The organism is Streptomyces sp. NPDC048295, from assembly GCF_040652135.1.
In the GTDB taxonomy this organism is placed as follows: domain Bacteria; phylum Actinomycetota; class Actinomycetes; order Streptomycetales; family Streptomycetaceae; genus Streptomyces.
In genome coordinates, this window is sequence record NZ_JBEZLL010000010.1 from 172,724 (window position 1) to 189,871 (window position 17,148).

A 17,148-nucleotide genomic window follows, 5' to 3' on the forward strand; every position below is an offset into this window, starting at 1 on the left:
GATGATGTCCGTATGACCGACCGCATCAGCGCTTTGATCTCGGCCTTCGGTGTCCTGGCCGGCATGTCGCTGCTCGCCCTCGCCGTTCGTGAGTGCCGTGCCGGGGCATCGGCCCTCTGGATCGGGGCCGGAGCGGTGATCCTCCTCTGTGCCTCGTACACGCTGGTGCGGGATGTGCGGCGGCTCCGCACGGGACCGACGGCCTGAGGAGCACCGCCGTCCCGGTCGGCCCCATCGGTCGTTGTTCATGGGTGCTGTTGACCGACGCACAGCGGGCGCGCGTCCTGCCGGGCGGACGCTCATGGAGCGCGGGGGTTCCCGCGAAGTCGGTGTCGGCCGCTCCGGGGCGCTGCCGGGGCCGTCGGCTCACTGGCCGGGGCCGCTCGGCCGCCCGGTCCCGTCGGCATGGGCGATCGTGCCGTACCGCCGGTTCGAGCAGCGGCAACGTCCGCCGCTGTGCGTCCAGTCCGGCCCGGATGCCGACCGGCTTCGGCGGATTCGGGGCGGCGTACCCGAACTCGACGCCACCCGGGACCGGGATGTCACGGCCGCCGAGGGCATCGAGGACGGTCTCGGGGAGGGGCGGCGCCGCGTCGGGCGTCCCGAGTCCACCGATCTCGCGCGGAACGCCCACGACCGTCCCGGAAATCCGATCGAGGATGCCGCAGTGCCGCAGCACCTGCGGATCGCTCCCACAGTGCCGCAGCACCTGCGGATCGCTCCACACCCACGATGCCTGGCCGCCCCTCTCCTGCCAGAACAGCACCGAGCCGTCGAACCGTTCGCGCGGCAGCGCAAAACGCGTCGCCTGTGCCCGCACCATGCGCTTGAGTACCCCGCCGATCAACCGCCCTTCGGTGCGACCGGCACGCCGGCACTTCCACGACGGGCCGACAGGCAGCGCATCGATCGCTTCTGGGGCGGGTCGGGTCAGACCCCCGCCTCCCCGAGTGCCTGCCCGCTCGGGGAGGGGGACACGGCCTGCCGGTCCCCGCCCCGCTCCAGACCCAGCCGCAGCGCCATCACCAGCAGAGCGGCGACCGCGAATCCGACTCCGGCCCAGGGGAGTTGACGTGCTCCGTACTCGGCCATGACCCAGCCGCCGACGGCGGTGCCGACGGTGATGCCGAGGTTGGAGAACGAGATGAAGAGGCTGTTCCCGAACTCGGGCGCATCGCTCGCGTCCCGCCCCAGCCAGCTCTGGCTCACGACGAGCCCGCCCGAGTGCACGGCGCCCCAGACCAGGACCATCGGAACCATCGGTGCGAACAACGGGCCGACGGCGTACAGAAGGATGTAGACCAGCAGGCACAGCACCGGATACGCGACCGCCGTGCCGACGAGACTGCGCCGCAGCAGGCCGCCGAACGCGAAGTTCCCGAGGATCATCACGATGCCGAACGCCATCAGCATGGCGCTGACCCACGTGCCGTCCATGTGTGCGACCTGCCCCAGGTACTCGGCGGAGTAGCCGTACACCGAGAACATCGCGGCGAAGACGAGGACGACGGAGGTGATGGTCAGCCACATCCGGGGCTGCTTGAGAAGACTCAACTGGTCCCCGTACGAAGCTCGTTGGGAATCAGGAACCGGCATCGACGGGACGAACCGCAGGATGCCGAGGAACGCGATCAGATTGACGAGCGCGCCGAACCAGAAGGCCGAGGCGAGCGACAGGTGCCCGGCGAGGTACGAGGTCAACGGCACGCCGAGCGCGAAGCCGACGGTGACCCCGGCGAACACGGTCGTCGTGGCCCGGGTCGCGTCCTTCGCGGGTACCAGCCGTGCGGCGGTGGCGAGGGCGACCGCGAAGAACACGGGGTGGAAGAGGGCGGGGACGATGCGGAAGGCGAGCATCACCTCGTACTGCGTGGTGAGCGCGTAGACGGCGTTGGAGAGTGCGAACACCGCGATCGCGGCGGCGAGCACCTTCTTGCGGTCGATGCCGGACGCAAGCAGCGTCGTGAACGGCCCGGACACCGCGATGACCAGGGCGAACGCCCCCACGAGCCAGCCGGCGGCGGACGGTGTGACACCGAGTTCGGCCGAGACCCGGGGCAGCACGCCGACCATCCCCATCTCTGTGGTGATGATCCCGAACACGCCCAGGGCGAGCACCAGAACGGTGAGGGAGGTCTTTCTCATCGGAACGGTCGTTACCTTTCGTCAAATCTAGAAAAATAGATGCATTGGAAGGGGTGTTCGGGAGTGTGTGAGGGGTCGTGGTGGGACTACAGCTCGTCGCGGACGTGTGCGGCGAACTCCGCGATCACCGGCTCGTTGCGCCGGTAGTACGTCCACTTGCCGATGCGCTCCGAGGTGAGCAGCCCCGCGTCCTTCAGGGTCTGCAGGTAGCCGGACACCACCGACTGCGCCAGCCCGGACTGTTTCTGGATGTCGCCGACGCACACACCGATGTGGAAGCCGAGCCCCTGCTGCCGGTAGGAGTCCTCGTCGAAATGCTTCTCCGGCTCCCTCAGCCACCGCATGAACTGCAGGCGCGCGGGATTGGCGAGTGCCTTGTGCACGGCCAGCGGGTCCATCGCTCCACCTCTCCGACGATCTCCGTGTTACGCATCTAGCTTTCGCGATATGTAGCGGCGAGTCAAGTCGTGCCGAGACCGGTGCAGTGTGCGACCGTCGCATCGTCCGCCGCCACCGCGTGACGCGCCTCCGCCTGCCGGACGCGATGGACGAGCTCGGCGGGGCCGCTCGATGCCAGGAGGGCCATGGCCCCTGGCCGGTCGACGAGCCGGAACCGGTCCACGATGCGGGCGGCCCCGTTGCTGAGCAGCGCGGCACTGGCCGGGCCGGCGACCGTACGGCTTCCGGTGACCGCCTCGTCCGCCGCCCGTGGATCGTCCTTGGCCACCCAGAACCCGCCCGGACGGTTCCGGTGGGCGCGCAGGTCCCGCAGGATCCGGCGGTACTCCTCGCTCCCCTCGGCGACGGCTCCGAGCGCGGACGCGTACGGCCGGCCGACGATCAGCTCTCGGGGGTCGGAGACGACGAGCGGCGGGCCGTCCGCCGCGTCGAGCACGAGGAACGCGTCACCGAGCACCAGGTGGTCGACGCGGTCGCCGGACAGGCGCAGGACGGCCACGGCCGCCGACGGACTGACCGGGGAGGCGACGTCGCAGGTGTCCCGGTGGTCTTCCGTCACCCGCTCGATGGCCTCCGCGAGGAGCGCTGGAAGGCTGCGATCCGGCACGCGCGACAGCAGGCCGAGGAGACTGCCTCCCAGGCGGCCCGCGTACCAGGCGACACCGTGCCGGCAGATCGACGCGGTGCCGGGGATGCCGGCACCGTCGATCAGCACCACTGCCGTCGGCAGGGCGCCGACGAAGTCCTCATTCGCGCGGCCGGCCCGCGCCGCGACGCTCGTCGTCATCACTCGCACGGTGCGGGGCGCCTCCTGCGTGGAGTTCTGCTGGTGGGACCGCTCGCTGCGACAGGAGCCGTCCACGCCGGCCGGGCGGGGGCGGGCTCACCGGTCCTGGTCCGGTACCTCGCCGACGGCTCGCTGGAGGCGGAGCTGACCGATCTCTGCGGCGTTCTTCATCAGTTCGGCGTTCACCCAGGCAATCATGTGGGCGACGGTGTGCCGAGGATCATTCGGCCACGGGAACGGGGCCGTGGTGTCCAGACCGGCGGGGGTGAGCCGGTCCAGCGCCGCCAGCCAGTCCTCACGCAGGCCGCGCAGCCACTCGATGGCCGGCTTCCCCGCTCCGGGCCAGACGGTGTCCTCCCGCTCCCGGGGCGTTCTCCCATGGGCGTGATCCGCGGCCACGCTCCACCACCAGCCGATGTGCCAGCTCAGCCAGCCGATGGTCGGCACAGGAACAGGTTCGGGCTCGGTCTCCGACCAGTCCGCCGTCCATGTCCCGTCGTCGGCCCGGTGCATCGTCCAGCAATGTGCGGCGGGTTCCCACAGGAAGTCCTCGGGGACGAGCCGCTCCAGGTGGTACTCGAAGAGCGACCATGTCAGGTCGAACTGCCAGCGGAGCAGGTCGAGTGCACGGACGGAACCATCGGGGGAGTCGGTCATCGTACGACTCTGCCACGGGGACGGCTCCGGCGAGAAGCGCATACCCGGCGGGCGGGTCCGCCCGACTGCCCTGCGGGGCTGCGGAGTTGACGGGCCAACGGGTGCGCCAGGGGTCGCGGCGGTTCTTCGCGTACGAGCCCGGCGTTCCCGCTGCCGGTGCCGCGACGACCGGGCACGAGACCTCCGCGCCGCCGATGCCGCGGCAGCCCGCCGGGTTCTTGTCGAGGAACCGCTGGTGGTGACTGCTCGCTACGACAGGCGCCAAGGTCTGTGGCGACTGGAACGAGGCAGTGGCGCAGGGGTGGGCGAAAGGCACCCGTCCTGCTCACCCCGCAGAGGCTGCCCCGACGCAGAACTCATTGCCCTCCGGGTCCGCCATCAGCACATGATGCCCGTCGAACTCTTCAAGGACGGTCCCGCCCGCCTGCACCAGGCGTTCGGACTCTGCCCTGATCCGCGCCCATCGCTCGTCGGGGCTGCCGTGTCCCGGCACTCGCACGTCGATGTGGAGCCGGTTCTTCGCCGTCTTGGGCTCGGGAACCTTGAGGATGCACAAGCGGGGGCCGACGCCATCGGGATCGCAGAGCCACGCGCCGTCGTCCACGGATTCGTCCTCCGGCAGGTCGAAGTGCGCGAACCACTCCGCGCGTGTTCTGAAGGGAGCCGGCGGTGGCTCGTCGACATAGCCGAGGGCCGTCTTCCAGAACACGGCAAGGTGCTGTGCGTCCGCACAGTCAAGCGTCAGGTCGATCTTGGCTGCCATGGGGGGACCGTACTCCGCGCCTCTGACAGCCAGGTCTCCGGAGCATGGATGCCACCCACGCCGTCGCGCCACCCACGCCGTCGTCGCAGTCGATCCCCGGGCGGTGCGGGTCGCGTCCCGGCAGAGTGTGAGCCCGCCCGGACACACCGATCGGCACACGCGCCGCTGCCGCCTGCCAGGCCACCTGCCTTGCCGCCTCCGGAGCCCGCTCCATGTCCTTGGACGCGGCGGTGGCCCGGCTGGTCGCAAAAGCATTCCTCTGCCTCGTTCGCGGCCGGGCCCCGGGTCACGGGCATGCCCCCGCTCCTGCCCGGTGCCGTGCGGCACCGGGTCACGGGCAGCCTGTCACTCCCCGGCCGGAGCCACCCCGATCGGGCACGAGACGCCCGTGCCGCCGATGCCGCAGTAGCCCGCCGGGTTCTTGTCCAGGTACTGCTGGTGATATCCCTCCGCGGGCCAGAACGTGCGGCCCTCGGCCGGGAGGATCTCCGTGGTGATCGTGGAGTGGCCGGCGGCCGTGAGGACCTTCTGGTACGCCTCGCGGGAGGCTGCCACCGCCGCCTCCTGCTCGGGGGAGTGGGTGTAGATCGCCGAGCGGTACTGGGTGCCCACGTCGTTGCCCTGGCGGAAGCCCTGGGTCGGGTCGTGGGACTCCCAGAAGAGCTTCAGCAGCTCGGCGTACGAGACGGTCCTCGGGTCGAAGACGACGCGGACGGCCTCGGTGTGGCCGGTCAGGCCCGAGCAGACCTCTTCGTACGCGGGGTTCTCGGTGTAGCCGCCCTGGTAGCCGACGAGCGTCGTCCAGACGCCGTCCGTCTGCCAGAACTTGCGCTCGGCGCCCCAGAAGCAGCCCAGCGCGAAGTCCGCGACCTCCAGACCCTCCGGGTACGGGCCCAGCAGCGGGTTGCCGAGGACCGTGTGGCGGGACGGGACGCTGAATTCGGGGGTGGGGCGGCCCTTCAGGGCCTCTTCCGGGGTGGGGAGCTGGGGGGTGCGGCGTTGCAGGAACATGCGGGGGCTCCTCCTCGGTGGGGTGTGCAGTGCGTACAACGCGGCCGGGGCGCCATGGATTCCGCCCGGCCGTACGTCCGGCTAGTGCGGCAGCGTCGCCGGGCTGCCGCCGTTCGCCTCGTAGCCGGCCACCGCCAGCGCCCGGTAGACCGTGTACTCGGCGGCCGGGTCGGCGTCCTGCGTCCACGGCAGCGCGCCCACGTGGCCGTCGATGTGGACGAGCTGGGCCATCGCCTCCGACCAGCGCTCCATCCGGACGAGGAAGAGGACCAGCAGATGGCGCACGTGCGCGAGCATCGGGTCGTCCGGGCGGGCCGCGTGCACCGCGAACAGGGCGCCCTCGACCGCCTTGGTCACCACCAGGCCGCGGTAGAAGCCCTGCACCAGATTGACCTCGGGCAGGTGCTCGTACACCGCGAAGAGCGGCAGCGCGGCGAGCAGCGAGCCCTGCGGGGCGCGGGCGGCGGCCGAGGTGGCGAAACGGTCGGCCTCCTCGCGGGAGCCGTGCCACTTCTCGCACCAGAAGTGCAGCGCGGCGATGTGCGCGCCCATGTGGGCCGGGGCCCGGTCCATCACCTTCGCCCAGAGCCGGTCGAACTCCTCGTGGGAGTAGCCGAGTCCGCGGGAGACCGCGAGTTCGACGATGTACGGGACGGGGTCGCCCGGTGCCAGCAGGGCCGCCTCGCCGCAGACCGTACGGGCCTCCTCCAGGATGATCCGGAAGTCGTCCGTCCCCGCGGTCGACGAACGCCACGCCTGCTGCACCAGGAACTCGGCGTGCACCGCCGCACCACCCGCGTCCTTCGGCGCCTCCGCCCGCCACTTGCGCAGCCACGCGCCACCGACCCCGGGCTGCTGCGCCAGCTCCAGCGAGGCGGCACCGGCGAAGGCCTGCACCCGCTGCCACCGCACCTCGCCCTCCTTGGGCGTACCGGCCAGCAGCTGCGAGGCCGCCCGCCAGTCCTGGGAGCGCTGCACGACATCGAGCACATCGAGAAGATCCTGGTCCGGGCCCGGCAGCCGGATGTCCAGCTCCTCCTGGCGCACGAAGCCGTAGGCGTCCGGGTCGGCGGCGTCCGGGGAACCCGGCGCGACCTGGCGGATTCCGCCCCGGCGGCGCAGCACGAAGGGGCCGACGACCGCGGCGAGCATGCACAGGGCGATCAGGAACCAGAGAATCTCCATGCACCCATTGTCACCGGACGGCCCGGTAGTCCGGTGGGCGCCCTCGCGACGAACTACGCTCTGGCCCCATGAGCGACCAGCACAGCTTCGAAACCCTCGCGATCCACGCGGGAAACACCGCCGATCCCCTCACCGGCGCCGTTGTTCCGCCCATTTACCAGGTGTCCACGTACAAGCAGGACGGTGTGGGCGGACTGCGCGGCGGCTACGAGTACAGCCGCAGCGCCAACCCGACCCGTACCGCCCTGGAGGAGAACCTCGCGGCCCTGGAGGGCGGCCGCCGCGGACTCGCCTTCGCCTCCGGCCTGGCCGCCGAGGACTGCCTGCTCCGTACGCTGCTGACCCCCGGCGACCACGTGGTCATCCCGAACGACGCCTACGGCGGGACGTTCCGGCTGTTCGCGAAGGTCGTCTCGCGCTGGGGGGTCGAGTTCTCCGTCGCCGACACCTCGGACGTGGCGGCGGTACGGGCGGCGATCACCCCGCGCACCAAGGCGATCTGGGTGGAGACCCCGTCCAACCCGCTGCTCGGCATCACCGACATCGCCGCGATCGCCGGTGTGGCCCGCGCCGCGGGTGCGCGCCTGGTGGTCGACAACACCTTCGCCAGCCCCTACCTCCAGCAGCCCCTCGCCCTGGGCGCCGATGTGGTGGTCCACTCCACCACGAAGTACATGGGCGGGCACTCGGACGTCGTCGGCGGCGCGCTGATCGTCAACGACCCCGAACTGGCCGAGGAGTTGGCGTACCACCAGAACGCCATGGGCGCGGTCGCCGGACCGTTCGACGCCTGGCTGGTGCTGCGCGGCATCAAGACCCTGGCGGTCCGCATGGACCGGCACAGCGAGAACGCCACCAAGGTCACCGATCTGCTCACCCGGCACCCCAAGGTGACCCAGGTCCTCTACCCGGGGCTCCCCGAGCACCCCGGCCACGAGATCGCCGCCAAGCAGATGAAGGCGTTCGGCGGCATGGTGTCCTTCCGTGTCGAGGGCGGCGAGGAGGCGGCGGTCCAGGTCTGCAACAGGGCGAAGCTGTTCACCCTCGGTGAGTCGCTGGGCGGCGTCGAGTCGCTCGTGGAGCACCCGGGCCGCATGACGCACGCCTCGGCGGCGGGCTCCCCGCTGGAGGTGCCGGCCGACCTCGTACGCGTCTCCGTCGGCATCGAGAACGCCGACGACCTGCTGGCCGACCTGACGCAGGCACTCGGCTAGGGCCTCTCGTCGTCCGGATCGTGCCGGGCTCGTCAGGTCCGGCACGCACGCCCGAATCCGGGCGGACCCGAAGCCTCGGGCCCGCCCGGACGTGCGCGGCGGGGTCAGGCGCCGACCTTCTCGTCCTCCAGCATCGCCCGGATCTGTTCGCGCAGTTCCGGGCTGTCGGCGTGCTCGTGGACGGAGACCGCGTGCTCCGTCGCCGCCCGTACGACTTCCTCCTCCTCACCGGAGATGGTGAGCGAGCAGTGCGACACACTCGGATGCTTGCGGCAGTCAGCGATCTTCCTGGTCATGGCAGCCTCCTCGGCCGGATCCGCGTGCCGCCCATTCCAGGGTAGATCGCCCGCGAGAGGGCAGACCGCCCGCGAGCCCGTGATCACCGGCCGGTGATCACCAGCCGTCCAGCGGCGTCGTCTCGGCGGGAGGAACCTGCCAGGGATGCACCTGAATCGCCCAGACGGTGAAGGCCACCACCGCGGCGCACGCCACCAGCAGCATCAGCCGGCGGGCGAACAGCCGGCGGCGCAGCAGCCTGCCGCCGTGCTCCGCCACCCGCTGCGCCAGATCGGCCGGCACCTGCGGATGCGGACCGTCCAGCATCCGCCGGACCTCGTCCTCCCGGTCGCCGCTGCGGCTCATCGCGCCACCCTCGGCGGGCCCGGCGTGCCGCGCCGTGCCGTGGGCCGGCGGGTGCCGCGCATCGTGGCCACCGCGCGGTTGCAGACCGCCCGCACCCGCTCCACCGGCACACCGATCAGCGCGGCCGCCTGCTCCTCCGCCACCCCCTCGTACAGCCGCAGCACGAGAACGAGGCGTTCCTGCGGGGTCAGGGAGTCCAGCAGACCGCCGCGCGGCCGGTGGTGCCGCCAGACCTCATGGGCGAACCGGGCGGCGAGCTCGCGCCGGGTGCGGTCGTACGGGTCCTCGCCGCGCAGCCCGTCCCACTGTGCGTAGGTGTGCGCCAGGGCGGCCGTGAGCAGCCGCTGGGCACGGGGATTGGCCCCCGGCGGTCGCATGGGCTCGGCCGTGAGCAGCGTGGCGGTGTGCAGCAGTCGGCCGGCCGCGCCCGCGACGAAGGTCTCGAACTCCTGGGCGCGGCGCCGCTCCCGGCCCGTCTGGCGCTCTCGCACAGTCCACATACGAGCCGCTGCGGGACTCCCGGTCAAGAGGTATGCCGCAGTCCGCCCGGGGCCGGGGCCTCCGTCAGCCCGCCGGGGGCGCCTGGTGCGCGGTCTGGCGGGCGGCCAGCGAGGTGTTGAACCGGGTGAGCAGCGCGCAGAAGGTCTCGCGCTCCTCGGCGGTCCAGCTGTCCGTCACCTGGGTCATGAGCTCGCGCCGGGAGCTGCGGACCTCTTCCAGGCGCGCCTGGCCGCGCGGCGACAGCTGGAGCACGACGGCCCGGCCGTCCTCGGGGTGCGAGGTGCGCTTGACCAGGCCGGTGTCGACGAGCGGTGCGACCTGCCGGGTCACGGTCGAGGAGTCGATCCCCATGCCCGCGGCGAGGGCCTTGACGCCCATCGGACCTTCCCGGTCCAGCCGGTTGAGCAGCAGATAGGCGGCCCGGTCCATGGAATTGCGCACCTGGCCGACCCCGCCGAGGCGGGTCTGCTCGGCACGGCGGGCGAATACCGCGACCTGGTGCTGCAGAGCGTCGAGGACGTGTTCGGAACCCGTGGGTTCGGGGGCGGCGCCCCCGGAAGGAGACGCAGCTGTCGTCATGTCCTGAGGGGGCATGGCCGGGGGCTCTCTTCGTGCGGTGTCGGATGGGTGGGGGACAGAGTACGCGGCCACGGGGCAACGTGTACCAGCGCTGCACAAACCTGTGGACAACGGCCCAGGAGGGGACCGGACGCGTCTGCCGGTGCCCCGCCGGACGGCGGGAACCCGCAGGCCGAGCTGCAAGACTTACCGTATGAACTTCCGCGCGACCGGCCACTTCCCCCCACTGATCCTCGACGACATCCTCGGGGCGCAGAAGATGCTCTCCGGTGTGGCCAGGGTGACCGCCATGGAAGGCAGCCGCCATCTGAGCGCGCTCGTGGGCGCGCCGGTCCATTTCAAGTGCGAGAACCTGCAGCGGACCGGCTCGTTCAAACTGCGTGGCGCGTACGTACGGATCGCCGGCCTGTCCCCGGTGGAGCGGGCGGCCGGGGTCGTCGCCGCGAGCGCCGGAAACCATGCGCAGGGTGTCGCACTCGCGTCTGCGTTGCTCGGCGTACGGTCCACGGTCTTCATGCCGGTCGGGGCGCCGCTGCCGAAGGTCGCCGCCACCCGTCAGTACGGGGCGGAGGTCCGGCTGCACGGACATGTCGTCGACGAGACGCTGGCCGCCGCGCAGGAGTACGCCCAGGAGACCGGTGCGGTCTTCATCCACCCCTTCGACCACCCGGACATCATCGCCGGACAGGGCACGGTGGGCCTGGAGATCCTCGAACAGTGCCCCGAGGTGCGCACCATCGTGGTGGGGATCGGCGGCGGCGGCCTCGCGGCGGGCATCGCGGTGGCGGTCAAGGCGGTCCGGCCCGATGTGCGGATCGTCGGGGTGCAGGCGGCGGGCGCGGCCTGCTATCCGCCGTCGCTGGCCGTGGGCCATCCGGTGTCCATCGGCTCGCTGAACACGATGGCGGACGGCATCAAGGTGGGGCGCCCCGGAGATGTGCCGTTCGAGCTGGTCAGGGAGCTGGTCGACGAGGTCCGCACGGTCTCCGAGGACGAGCTGTCCAGTGCGCTGCTGCTCTGTCTGGAACGGGCGAAGCTGGTGGTGGAGCCGGCCGGGGCCAGCCCGGTCGCGGCCCTGCTGAGCGACCCGGAGTCGTTCCGCGGGCCGGTGGTCGCGCTGCTCTCGGGCGGCAATGTGGACCCGCTGCTGATGCAGCGCATCCTGACCCACGGCATGGTGGCGGCCGGCCGCTACCTGAGCCTGCGGCTGCGTCTGAGCGACCGTCCCGGCGCGCTGGCCACGCTGCTGGGCGTGCTCTCGGTGGTCGACGCCAATGTGCTCGACATCGGTCATGTGCGGACCGATCCCCGGCTCGGGCTCACCGAGGTCGAGGTGGAGCTCCAGCTGGAGACGAAGGGGCCGGAGCACTGCACGGAGGTCTCGACGGCGCTGCGCGACGCGGGCTATCTGGTGATGGACTGACCTGTACCGGAGCCGCGCCGGCCCCGGGGCACCCGGGAACCGCCGCACACGCGGGGAGCCTCCGGCCCGAAGGCCGGAGGCTCCCCGCGTCGGCGGTGCGTGATCAGCCGGTGTACGGCTTGGCCGCGAGGATCTTCACCGTGGCCGTCCTGCCGTTCGGCAGCTCGTACTCGGCGTCGTCGCCCATCCGCTTGCCGTTCACGCCGGTGCCGAGCGGCGACTGCGGGGAGTACGTCTCGATGTCCGAGCTCGCGTACTCGCGGGAGGCCAGCAGGAAGGTCATCGTGTCGTCCGGGTCTCCGTCGAAGGCGATCGTCACGACCATGCCGGGCTCGACCACGCCGTCGTCGGCAGGTGCCTCGCCGACCTTCGCGTGCTCCAGGAGCTGGGTCAGCTGGCGCACCCGGAGCTCCATCTTGCCCTGCTCCTCCTTGGCCGCGTGGTACCCGCCGTTCTCACGCAGGTCGCCCTCCTCACGGGCCGCCGCGATCTTTACGGCGATCTCCGTGCGCGCGGGACCAGACAGGTACTCCAGCTCGGCCTTGAGCTGGTTGTACGCCTCCTGCGTGAGCCAGGTGACGTTTTCGCTGGTCTGGGTCACAGGGTGCTCCTCGTCGGTACTGGGAATACAAAGCATCGCCCTACCCGTAAGCATGTGCCACCACGGGTGGGCGAAACCACGAGCCTAACAATTCCCCAGGAAAAGGGGGAGAAGGTAAATCACCGGGACCGCGTATGCGCAGGTCGGACCGGGGAACGGTGGGTCAGGGCCGGCGTGCGCCGGTCAATGCGACGCCCCGTCGTCCATGGTGCAGCCCAGCAGCTCGACGCTGGTGGCCCTGGCCGTCGTACGCAGCGTCAGGATCCGGTCGATCCGGTCGGTGCGCTCGTCGAAGCGGAAGTCCTTGCGGGCCACGTCGCTGCCGTCCTCGTGCTGCGCGCGCAGGGTGCAGTAGCCCTTGGCGTCCTTGTCCTTGCGCACTTCGAGGTGGATGTCGACCCGCTGGTCCGAGACGACCTGGCGCTTGATCACCTCGGCGCTGATGCCCTGACCGGCGACGTAGTCGTAGCCGATCCAGCCGACCACACCGAGGAGCACGACGCCCAGCACCGAGCCGACGATCTTGAGCTGGCGGTCCGCGCGCCGGTCCGCGGAGCGGCCGTAGCGGTTCTCCGGAGGCGCTTCGCGCACCGCAGTCATGATCGTTCCTCCCGTGCCGGGGATCGAGGAATTTTCCACCCCCCGGTTCGGTCACTATAGAAGCCTGCCTACATGCCGAATCACTGAGGATCGAGTCTTGACCGAGCAGCTGCGACTGATGGCCGTCCACGCCCACCCCGACGACGAGTCGAGCAAGGGCGCGGCCACCATGGCCAAGTATGTGTCCGAGGGGGTGGACGTGCTGGTGGTGACCTGCACGGGAGGCGAGCGCGGCTCCATCCTCAACCCGAAGCTCCAGGGCGACGCGTACATCGAGGAGAACATCCACGAGGTGCGCAGGAAGGAGATGGACGAGGCCCGGGAGATCCTGGGCGTCGACCAGGAGTGGCTCGGCTTCGTCGACTCGGGTCTGCCCGAGGGCGACCCGCTGCCCCCGCTGCCCGAGGGCTGCTTCGCGCTGGAGGACGAGGAGAAGGCCGCGGGCCGCCTCGTCCGCAGCATCCGCGCCTTCCGGCCGCAGGTCGTCACCACGTACGACGAGAACGGCGGGTACCCGCACCCCGACCACATCATGACCCACAAGATCACGATGATCGCCTTCGACGGTGCGGCGGACACCGAGACGTTCCCCGAGTCGGAGTTCGGCCCGGCCTGGCAGCCGCAGAAGCTCTACTACAACCAGGGCTTCAACCGGCCGCGCACGGTGGCGCTGCACGAGGCGCTGCTGGCCCGCGGTCTGGAGTCGCCGTACGGCGAGTGGCTCAAGCGCTGGAAGGAGTTCGAGCGCGACGAGCGCACGCTGACCACGCACGTTCCGTGCGCGGACTTCTTCGAGATCCGCGACAAGGCGCTGATCGCGCACGCCACGCAGATCGACCCGGACGGCGGCTGGTTCCGCGTGCCGATGGACATCCAGAAGGAGGTCTGGCCGACCGAGGAGTACGAGCTGGCGAAGTCTCTCGTCGATACCTCCCTCCCCGAGAGCGACCTCTTCGCGGGCATCCGCGACAATGCCTGATATGTACGCGACCCAGGCACTGACCGACCTCGTTCCGCTTGCCGAAGAGCTCGACAAGAACAAGGTGACCCCCGGCGTTCTCGGCTTCATCGTCTTCGCGGCGCTCGCCGCAGGCGTGTGGCTGCTGATGAAGTCCATGAACCGGCACATGGGCAAGGTCGACTTCGAGGAGGCCCCGGACCCGGACGCGGTGGCGGCCGAAGCCACCGCCGGGGCGGGCTCCGCGAAGCGGAAGTAGCAGCAGGGGCAGAAGGGGAGGGCGGGGCGGCCCCGGAGCGTTCCGGGCCGCCCCGCCGTGCGGCGCCGGTCCGGCCAGTCCTTGGCCGGCCGGGCCCGCGCCGCCCTCAGTCGTCGGCCGGGGTGTACCCGGCCGGGACCGGTACGCCCATGACCTCCCGGGCATGCCGCGTCGGCGTCATGCCCAGACGCCATGCCTGCCAGCCGTCCTCCAGGTCCACGCCGCGGTTCAGCACCACCGTGTACGCCTCCGCGCAGTCCTCCAGCTTGCGGTCGCGCGCCGGGTGCCCGGCCCCCAGCAGCTCGGCCAGCTCCTGCTGCGCCACCGCCGTACCCACCTCGCTGCCGCCCGGCGAGGCGTAGGGCAGCAGCGTGCAGCGCAGGAAGCGGGCCCAGTCCGTGCCCCGCGCGTCGCCGTACGAGCCGAACAGCTCCACGGCCTCGCCGCACAGCTCCAGCGCCTGCGGGGCCCGGTTGTTGCCCGCGTCGATCAGGGCCAGCTCCAGGCACGTCCACGCCTCGCCGTGGGCGACCCCGATGCGCCGGAAGTCGGCGCGGGCGTCCACCAGGAGCTGGCGGGCGAAGCCGGAGTTGCGCAGGTTCCCGGTCTGGGCCGCCCGCTGGTCACGGGTGACCCGGCCCGAGTGGTGGCGGGCGCAGGCCAGCCCGTACACGTCCCGCATCCGGGAGAACATCGTGCGGGCCCGCTCCAGCTGCCGGACCGCGCGGTCGGTGTCACCGCTCTCCTCCAGGGCCTGGCCCAGGTAGAACAGCGTCCACGCCTCGCCGCGCGCGTCCTCGTTGTCCCGGTGGCGGGCCAGCGCCCCGTTCAGCTGCTCCACCGCCGGGGCCGGGTCGCCGTCCAGGAGCCGGGCGCGGGCCAGCTGGGTCAGCGCCCATGCCTCGCCGCGCTCGTCACGGGTACTGCCGTACAGCTCCAGGGCCCGGCGCAGTGCGTCCTCGGCCCGCTCCACCTCGCCCATGCGCAGCAGGGTCTGCCCGAGCTGGAAGCGGGTCCACGCCTCGCCGTGCAGCGACTCGCCCTCCCGGTGCAGGGCCAGCGCGGTGTCCAGCAGGGTCAGCGCCTCCGTGAGCCGGGCCCGGTCGCGCTCGACGGCCGCCAGCGCGTGCATCGACCAGGCCCGGTCCTCCGCCTGCTCCTCGGAGGACTGCAGCTCGATCGCCTCGCGCAGCCGCGCCGACGCCTCGGTCAGATTGCCCTGGTGGTGCAGGGTGATGCCGAGCGAACAGAGCGCCAGCGCCGTACCCGCCTCGTTCTGTGCCTCGCGGTACAGGCCGACGACCGACGACAGCGTGGTCCGTGCCTTGTCCAGCTCACCGAGCTGACGGGCCGCGATGCCGGTACGCCACTGCACGGACCGCTCCAGCAGCCCCTGGTCCACCGCCTGCGTCAACTCGCTGATCTCGCCCAGCCGGTAGAGGTCGCCACGCAGCAGGCAGTAGTCGCACAGCGCGCCCAGCAGGTCCAGCACGGCGCCCTGGTCGACGCCCTCGGCGTGCCGCAGCGCGGATGTGATGAAGCTCGACTCGTCGTCCAGCCAGCGCAGCGCCGAGTCCAGCGAACCGAAGCCGTGCGAGCCGAACTGCCCGGCCCTGGTGGACATCTTGCCGTCCACCATGCGGATCACCGCACCGGCCAGGTCCGCGTAGTTGCGGATCAGCCGCTCCTGCGCGGCGGTACGGTCCGCCGTCTCCTCCTCGTCCCGCAGCCGGGCCAGGGCGAAGCCCCGTACGAGGTCGTGCAGCCGGTAGCGCGAGCCCCGTACATGGGTCAGCAGCCCGGCCCCGGCCAGGTCCTTCAGCAGCCGCTCGGCCTCCTGCTCGTCGGCGGAGAGCAGCGCCGCCGCGGCGGCGGCGCCGAGGCTCGCCCGCCCGGCCAGCGCGAGCCGGCGCAGCAGCCGCCGCGCCTGCTCGGACTGGTCGGTGTAGCGCAGCCACAGCGCCCGCTCCACCGGGGCGACCTGTCCGTACTCCGCGAGACCTGCGGCCAGCGCGCCGCGGGTGCGTGCCCCGAGCGAGGAGCCCGCGATCCGCAGCGCGAGCGGCAGCCCGCCGCACAGCTCGGCGACGGTGTCCGTGGCCCGGGCGTCGTACGGCCCCTCCTCCTCGGCCCGTGCCGTCTCGCGCAGCAGCTCCTCCGCACCGGCCGCGTCCAGCGCCCCGACCGGCAGCCGGTGGACCCGGGCCGGGATGTCGGCCGGCAGTTCCAGGGGCTCGCGGGCGGTGACCAGGACGAGGCTGTCGGAACGCTCGGGAACCAGGGTGCGGACCTGCTCCGCGTCGCCCGCGTCGTCCAGGACGATCGTCACCGGGGTGCCGGTCAGATGCTGGTGGTACAGCTCGCTCAGCCGCCGCACCTGCTGCTCGGCGGAGGCCCCCTCCCGGAACAGCAGCTGCTCGCGGGGCGCGCCCAGCCGGTTCAGCAGGTGCAGCAGCGCGTCCCGGGTCGGCAGCGGTGCCTCACCGGCCACATCGCCGCGCAGATCCACCACGCAGGCGCCGCGGAACAGGTCCTTCAGGCTGTGCGCGGCCCGCACCGCGAGCGAGGTGCGCCCGGAGCCGGGCGTGCCGTGCAGGACGACCACGGTCGGTTTGGTCTCCGTCGACGCGCGAGCTTCCCGCACCCAACGGGCGATCTGCTCCAGCTCGGCCCGCCGCCCCGCGAACGGCCCGTCGGAGGAGGGCAGCTGGCCGAAGGACTGCTCCAGCAGCGCACGCGTACGGGCCGCCGCGCTGCGGTCCGTACGGCGCGGCGAGACGGCGGTCCGTGACTGCGCCGGGACCTTCTTCGCCGGGGTGCGGGACGAGGCGGTGAGCATCCGCTGCTGGTCGATGAAGGGGCGGATGCCCCGTACCTCCAGCGCCGCCAGCCACTGGAGCCGCAGCTGTTCGGTGCCGCCGGGCTGCCCCAGCGCGCCGGCCCGCCGGTGGGCGGCGGGCCAGTGGGACGCGGTGACCTTGGCGACGGTGGCGGTCGCCCCCGCGACCGCCACGACGGCGCCCGCGCCGAGCGCCGGCCCGGTCGCCGTACCGAAGGCGACATCCGCGCCGATGGCGGCGACCGCGGCAACTCCCGTCACCAGCAGGGGCGTTCCCATCGTCGCCCGGCTGAACCGCTGCGACAGCGGTTGCGTCCCGGCCCCGGCCGCGTCCAGCGCCCGGGTGTACGCGGCATACTCGTCGTCCGCGGCGACCGCCAGCGAATCCAGCGCGGCCCGCCCGCGCGCCGTCAGTGTGGCCGCGTCGGCCCGGCCGCCCGAGCGCCGCACCTCTTCCTCCACGGCCCGTACCAACAGCCCTTCGGCTTCGGCCCGATGGCTGTCCCGCATGTGTGTCCCCCTCCG

Annotated in this window: 19 protein-coding genes and 2 pseudogenes; 5 read left to right on the top strand and 16 right to left on the bottom strand. The window is 71.8% G+C overall.

The features are described from left to right. Window positions 1–12 precede the first annotated feature (12 nt). Window positions 13–207, top strand: coding sequence for a hypothetical protein (locus tag AB0D53_RS17555; protein WP_362446811.1), 195 nt, complete (start codon window positions 13–15; stop codon window positions 205–207). Window positions 208–478: 271 nt separating this feature from the next. On the opposite strand, the pseudogene AB0D53_RS17560 reads toward AB0D53_RS17555, so the two are convergent. The 9 genes and pseudogenes from AB0D53_RS17560 to AB0D53_RS17600 form a co-directional block, all read right to left on the bottom strand. Beyond that, a pseudogene (locus AB0D53_RS17560) lies at window positions 479–847 on the bottom strand (LD-carboxypeptidase); the annotation flags it as partial. Between the two features lie 83 nt (window positions 848–930). After that, window positions 931–2,145: an MFS transporter gene (locus AB0D53_RS17565; RefSeq protein ID WP_362446814.1), complete on the bottom strand. Its 1,215-nt coding sequence runs from the start codon at window positions 2,143–2,145 to the stop codon at window positions 931–933. Between the two features lie 86 nt (window positions 2,146–2,231). Continuing rightward, a complete protein-coding gene (locus AB0D53_RS17570) occupies window positions 2,232–2,543 on the bottom strand; it encodes a metalloregulator ArsR/SmtB family transcription factor (RefSeq protein WP_362446817.1) in 312 nt (103 codons plus the stop codon). A 62-nt stretch (window positions 2,544–2,605) separates the two neighbouring features. Further along, window positions 2,606–3,391 carry an integrase gene (locus tag AB0D53_RS17575; protein WP_362446820.1) on the bottom strand — a complete coding sequence of 262 codons (786 nt, stop codon included), beginning with the start codon at window positions 3,389–3,391 and terminating at the stop codon, window positions 2,606–2,608. 96 nt (window positions 3,392–3,487) lie between these two features. Further along, a complete protein-coding gene (locus AB0D53_RS17580; protein WP_362446823.1) occupies window positions 3,488–4,048 on the bottom strand; it encodes a DinB family protein in 561 nt (186 codons plus the stop codon). 145 nt (window positions 4,049–4,193) lie between these two features. Beyond that, window positions 4,194–4,298: pseudogene (locus AB0D53_RS17585) on the bottom strand (peptide-methionine (S)-S-oxide reductase); the annotation flags it as partial. A gap of 75 nt (window positions 4,299–4,373) precedes the next feature. Then, on the bottom strand, window positions 4,374–4,811 hold the full coding sequence (locus AB0D53_RS17590) for a VOC family protein (protein ID WP_362446826.1): 438 nt from the start codon (window positions 4,809–4,811) through the stop codon (window positions 4,374–4,376). A 345-nt stretch (window positions 4,812–5,156) separates the two neighbouring features. Beyond that, a complete protein-coding gene (msrA, locus tag AB0D53_RS17595) occupies window positions 5,157–5,822 on the bottom strand; it encodes a peptide-methionine (S)-S-oxide reductase MsrA (protein ID WP_362446829.1) in 666 nt (221 codons plus the stop codon). An 81-nt stretch (window positions 5,823–5,903) separates the two neighbouring features. Next, on the bottom strand, window positions 5,904–7,007 hold the full coding sequence (locus tag AB0D53_RS17600) for a hypothetical protein (protein ID WP_362446832.1): 1,104 nt from the start codon (window positions 7,005–7,007) through the stop codon (window positions 5,904–5,906). A gap of 68 nt (window positions 7,008–7,075) precedes the next feature. Here AB0D53_RS17600 and AB0D53_RS17605 point away from each other — a divergent pair, with 68 nt between their 5' ends. Continuing rightward, on the top strand, window positions 7,076–8,221 hold the full coding sequence (locus AB0D53_RS17605) for a cystathionine gamma-synthase (protein ID WP_072484072.1): 1,146 nt from the start codon (window positions 7,076–7,078) through the stop codon (window positions 8,219–8,221). Between the two features lie 104 nt (window positions 8,222–8,325). On the opposite strand, the gene AB0D53_RS17610 is transcribed toward AB0D53_RS17605, so the two are convergent. The 4 genes from AB0D53_RS17610 to AB0D53_RS17625 form a co-directional block, all read right to left on the bottom strand. Then, window positions 8,326–8,517 carry a DUF1059 domain-containing protein gene (locus AB0D53_RS17610; protein WP_329818212.1) on the bottom strand — a complete coding sequence of 64 codons (192 nt, stop codon included), beginning with the start codon at window positions 8,515–8,517 and terminating at the stop codon, window positions 8,326–8,328. A gap of 97 nt (window positions 8,518–8,614) precedes the next feature. Continuing rightward, complete coding sequence (locus AB0D53_RS17615; protein ID WP_362446837.1) at window positions 8,615–8,863, bottom strand: hypothetical protein; 249 nt, start codon at window positions 8,861–8,863, stop codon at window positions 8,615–8,617. Continuing rightward, window positions 8,860–9,354, bottom strand: coding sequence for a sigma factor-like helix-turn-helix DNA-binding protein (locus AB0D53_RS17620; protein ID WP_362446840.1), 495 nt, complete (start codon window positions 9,352–9,354; stop codon window positions 8,860–8,862). The genes AB0D53_RS17615 and AB0D53_RS17620 overlap by 4 nt, the downstream gene beginning before the upstream one ends. A gap of 73 nt (window positions 9,355–9,427) precedes the next feature. Further along, window positions 9,428–9,958: a MarR family transcriptional regulator gene (locus AB0D53_RS17625; RefSeq protein ID WP_362446843.1), complete on the bottom strand. Its 531-nt coding sequence runs from the start codon at window positions 9,956–9,958 to the stop codon at window positions 9,428–9,430. Window positions 9,959–10,136: 178 nt separating this feature from the next. Here AB0D53_RS17625 and ilvA point away from each other — a divergent pair, with 178 nt between their 5' ends. Next, entirely contained in the window at window positions 10,137–11,366 is a 1,230-nt protein-coding gene (gene ilvA / locus AB0D53_RS17630; RefSeq protein WP_362446846.1) for a threonine ammonia-lyase, read from the top strand. 103 nt (window positions 11,367–11,469) lie between these two features. On the opposite strand, the gene greA is transcribed toward ilvA, so the two are convergent. Next, window positions 11,470–11,967 (bottom strand): transcription elongation factor GreA, encoded by a 498-nt coding sequence (gene greA / locus AB0D53_RS17635; RefSeq protein WP_124716732.1) that lies wholly within the window; start codon window positions 11,965–11,967, stop codon window positions 11,470–11,472. A gap of 183 nt (window positions 11,968–12,150) precedes the next feature. Then, entirely contained in the window at window positions 12,151–12,567 is a 417-nt protein-coding gene (locus AB0D53_RS17640) for a DUF4307 domain-containing protein (RefSeq protein ID WP_362446850.1), read from the bottom strand. A 97-nt stretch (window positions 12,568–12,664) separates the two neighbouring features. Here AB0D53_RS17640 and mca point away from each other — a divergent pair, with 97 nt between their 5' ends. Together mca and AB0D53_RS17650 are read left to right on the top strand one after the other, a co-directional pair. Further along, window positions 12,665–13,546 carry a mycothiol conjugate amidase Mca gene (gene mca / locus AB0D53_RS17645; RefSeq protein ID WP_362446853.1) on the top strand — a complete coding sequence of 294 codons (882 nt, stop codon included), beginning with the start codon at window positions 12,665–12,667 and terminating at the stop codon, window positions 13,544–13,546. Window position 13,547: 1 nt separating this feature from the next. Beyond that, the gene (locus tag AB0D53_RS17650) at window positions 13,548–13,784 is read left to right on the top strand and encodes a hypothetical protein (RefSeq protein ID WP_329818205.1); all 237 of its coding nucleotides are present in this window, start codon (window positions 13,548–13,550) and stop codon (window positions 13,782–13,784) included. Window positions 13,785–13,890: 106 nt separating this feature from the next. Here the strand turns inward: AB0D53_RS17650 and AB0D53_RS17655 are convergent, their stop codons facing one another. After that, window positions 13,891–17,133, bottom strand: coding sequence for a tetratricopeptide repeat protein (locus tag AB0D53_RS17655; protein ID WP_362446857.1), 3,243 nt, complete (start codon window positions 17,131–17,133; stop codon window positions 13,891–13,893). Between the last annotated feature and the right edge of the window lie 15 nt (window positions 17,134–17,148).

Bases quoted from the DNA above. Each gene is read 5' to 3' on its own strand.
- AB0D53_RS17555 (WP_362446811.1), top strand. From the start codon at position 13: ATGACCGACCGCATCAGCGCTTTGATCTCGGCCTTCGGTGTCCTGGCC.
- AB0D53_RS17565 (WP_362446814.1), bottom strand. From the start codon at position 2,145: ATGAGAAAGACCTCCCTCACCGTTCTGGTGCTCGCCCTGGGCGTGTTC.
- AB0D53_RS17570 (WP_362446817.1), bottom strand. From the start codon at position 2,543: ATGGACCCGCTGGCCGTGCACAAGGCACTCGCCAATCCCGCGCGCCTG.
- AB0D53_RS17575 (WP_362446820.1), bottom strand. From the start codon at position 3,391: ATGACGACGAGCGTCGCGGCGCGGGCCGGCCGCGCGAATGAGGACTTC.
- AB0D53_RS17580 (WP_362446823.1), bottom strand. From the start codon at position 4,048: ATGACCGACTCCCCCGATGGTTCCGTCCGTGCACTCGACCTGCTCCGC.
- AB0D53_RS17590 (WP_362446826.1), bottom strand. From the start codon at position 4,811: ATGGCAGCCAAGATCGACCTGACGCTTGACTGTGCGGACGCACAGCAC.
- msrA (WP_362446829.1), bottom strand. From the start codon at position 5,822: ATGTTCCTGCAACGCCGCACCCCCCAGCTCCCCACCCCGGAAGAGGCC.
- AB0D53_RS17600 (WP_362446832.1), bottom strand. From the start codon at position 7,007: ATGGAGATTCTCTGGTTCCTGATCGCCCTGTGCATGCTCGCCGCGGTC.
- AB0D53_RS17605 (WP_072484072.1), top strand. From the start codon at position 7,076: ATGAGCGACCAGCACAGCTTCGAAACCCTCGCGATCCACGCGGGAAAC.
- AB0D53_RS17610 (WP_329818212.1), bottom strand. From the start codon at position 8,517: ATGACCAGGAAGATCGCTGACTGCCGCAAGCATCCGAGTGTGTCGCAC.
- AB0D53_RS17615 (WP_362446837.1), bottom strand. From the start codon at position 8,863: ATGAGCCGCAGCGGCGACCGGGAGGACGAGGTCCGGCGGATGCTGGAC.
- AB0D53_RS17625 (WP_362446843.1), bottom strand. From the start codon at position 9,958: ATGCCCCCTCAGGACATGACGACAGCTGCGTCTCCTTCCGGGGGCGCC.
- ilvA (WP_362446846.1), top strand. From the start codon at position 10,137: ATGAACTTCCGCGCGACCGGCCACTTCCCCCCACTGATCCTCGACGAC.
- AB0D53_RS17640 (WP_362446850.1), bottom strand. From the start codon at position 12,567: ATGACTGCGGTGCGCGAAGCGCCTCCGGAGAACCGCTACGGCCGCTCC.
- AB0D53_RS17650 (WP_329818205.1), top strand. From the start codon at position 13,548: ATGTACGCGACCCAGGCACTGACCGACCTCGTTCCGCTTGCCGAAGAG.
- AB0D53_RS17655 (WP_362446857.1), bottom strand. From the start codon at position 17,133: ATGCGGGACAGCCATCGGGCCGAAGCCGAAGGGCTGTTGGTACGGGCC.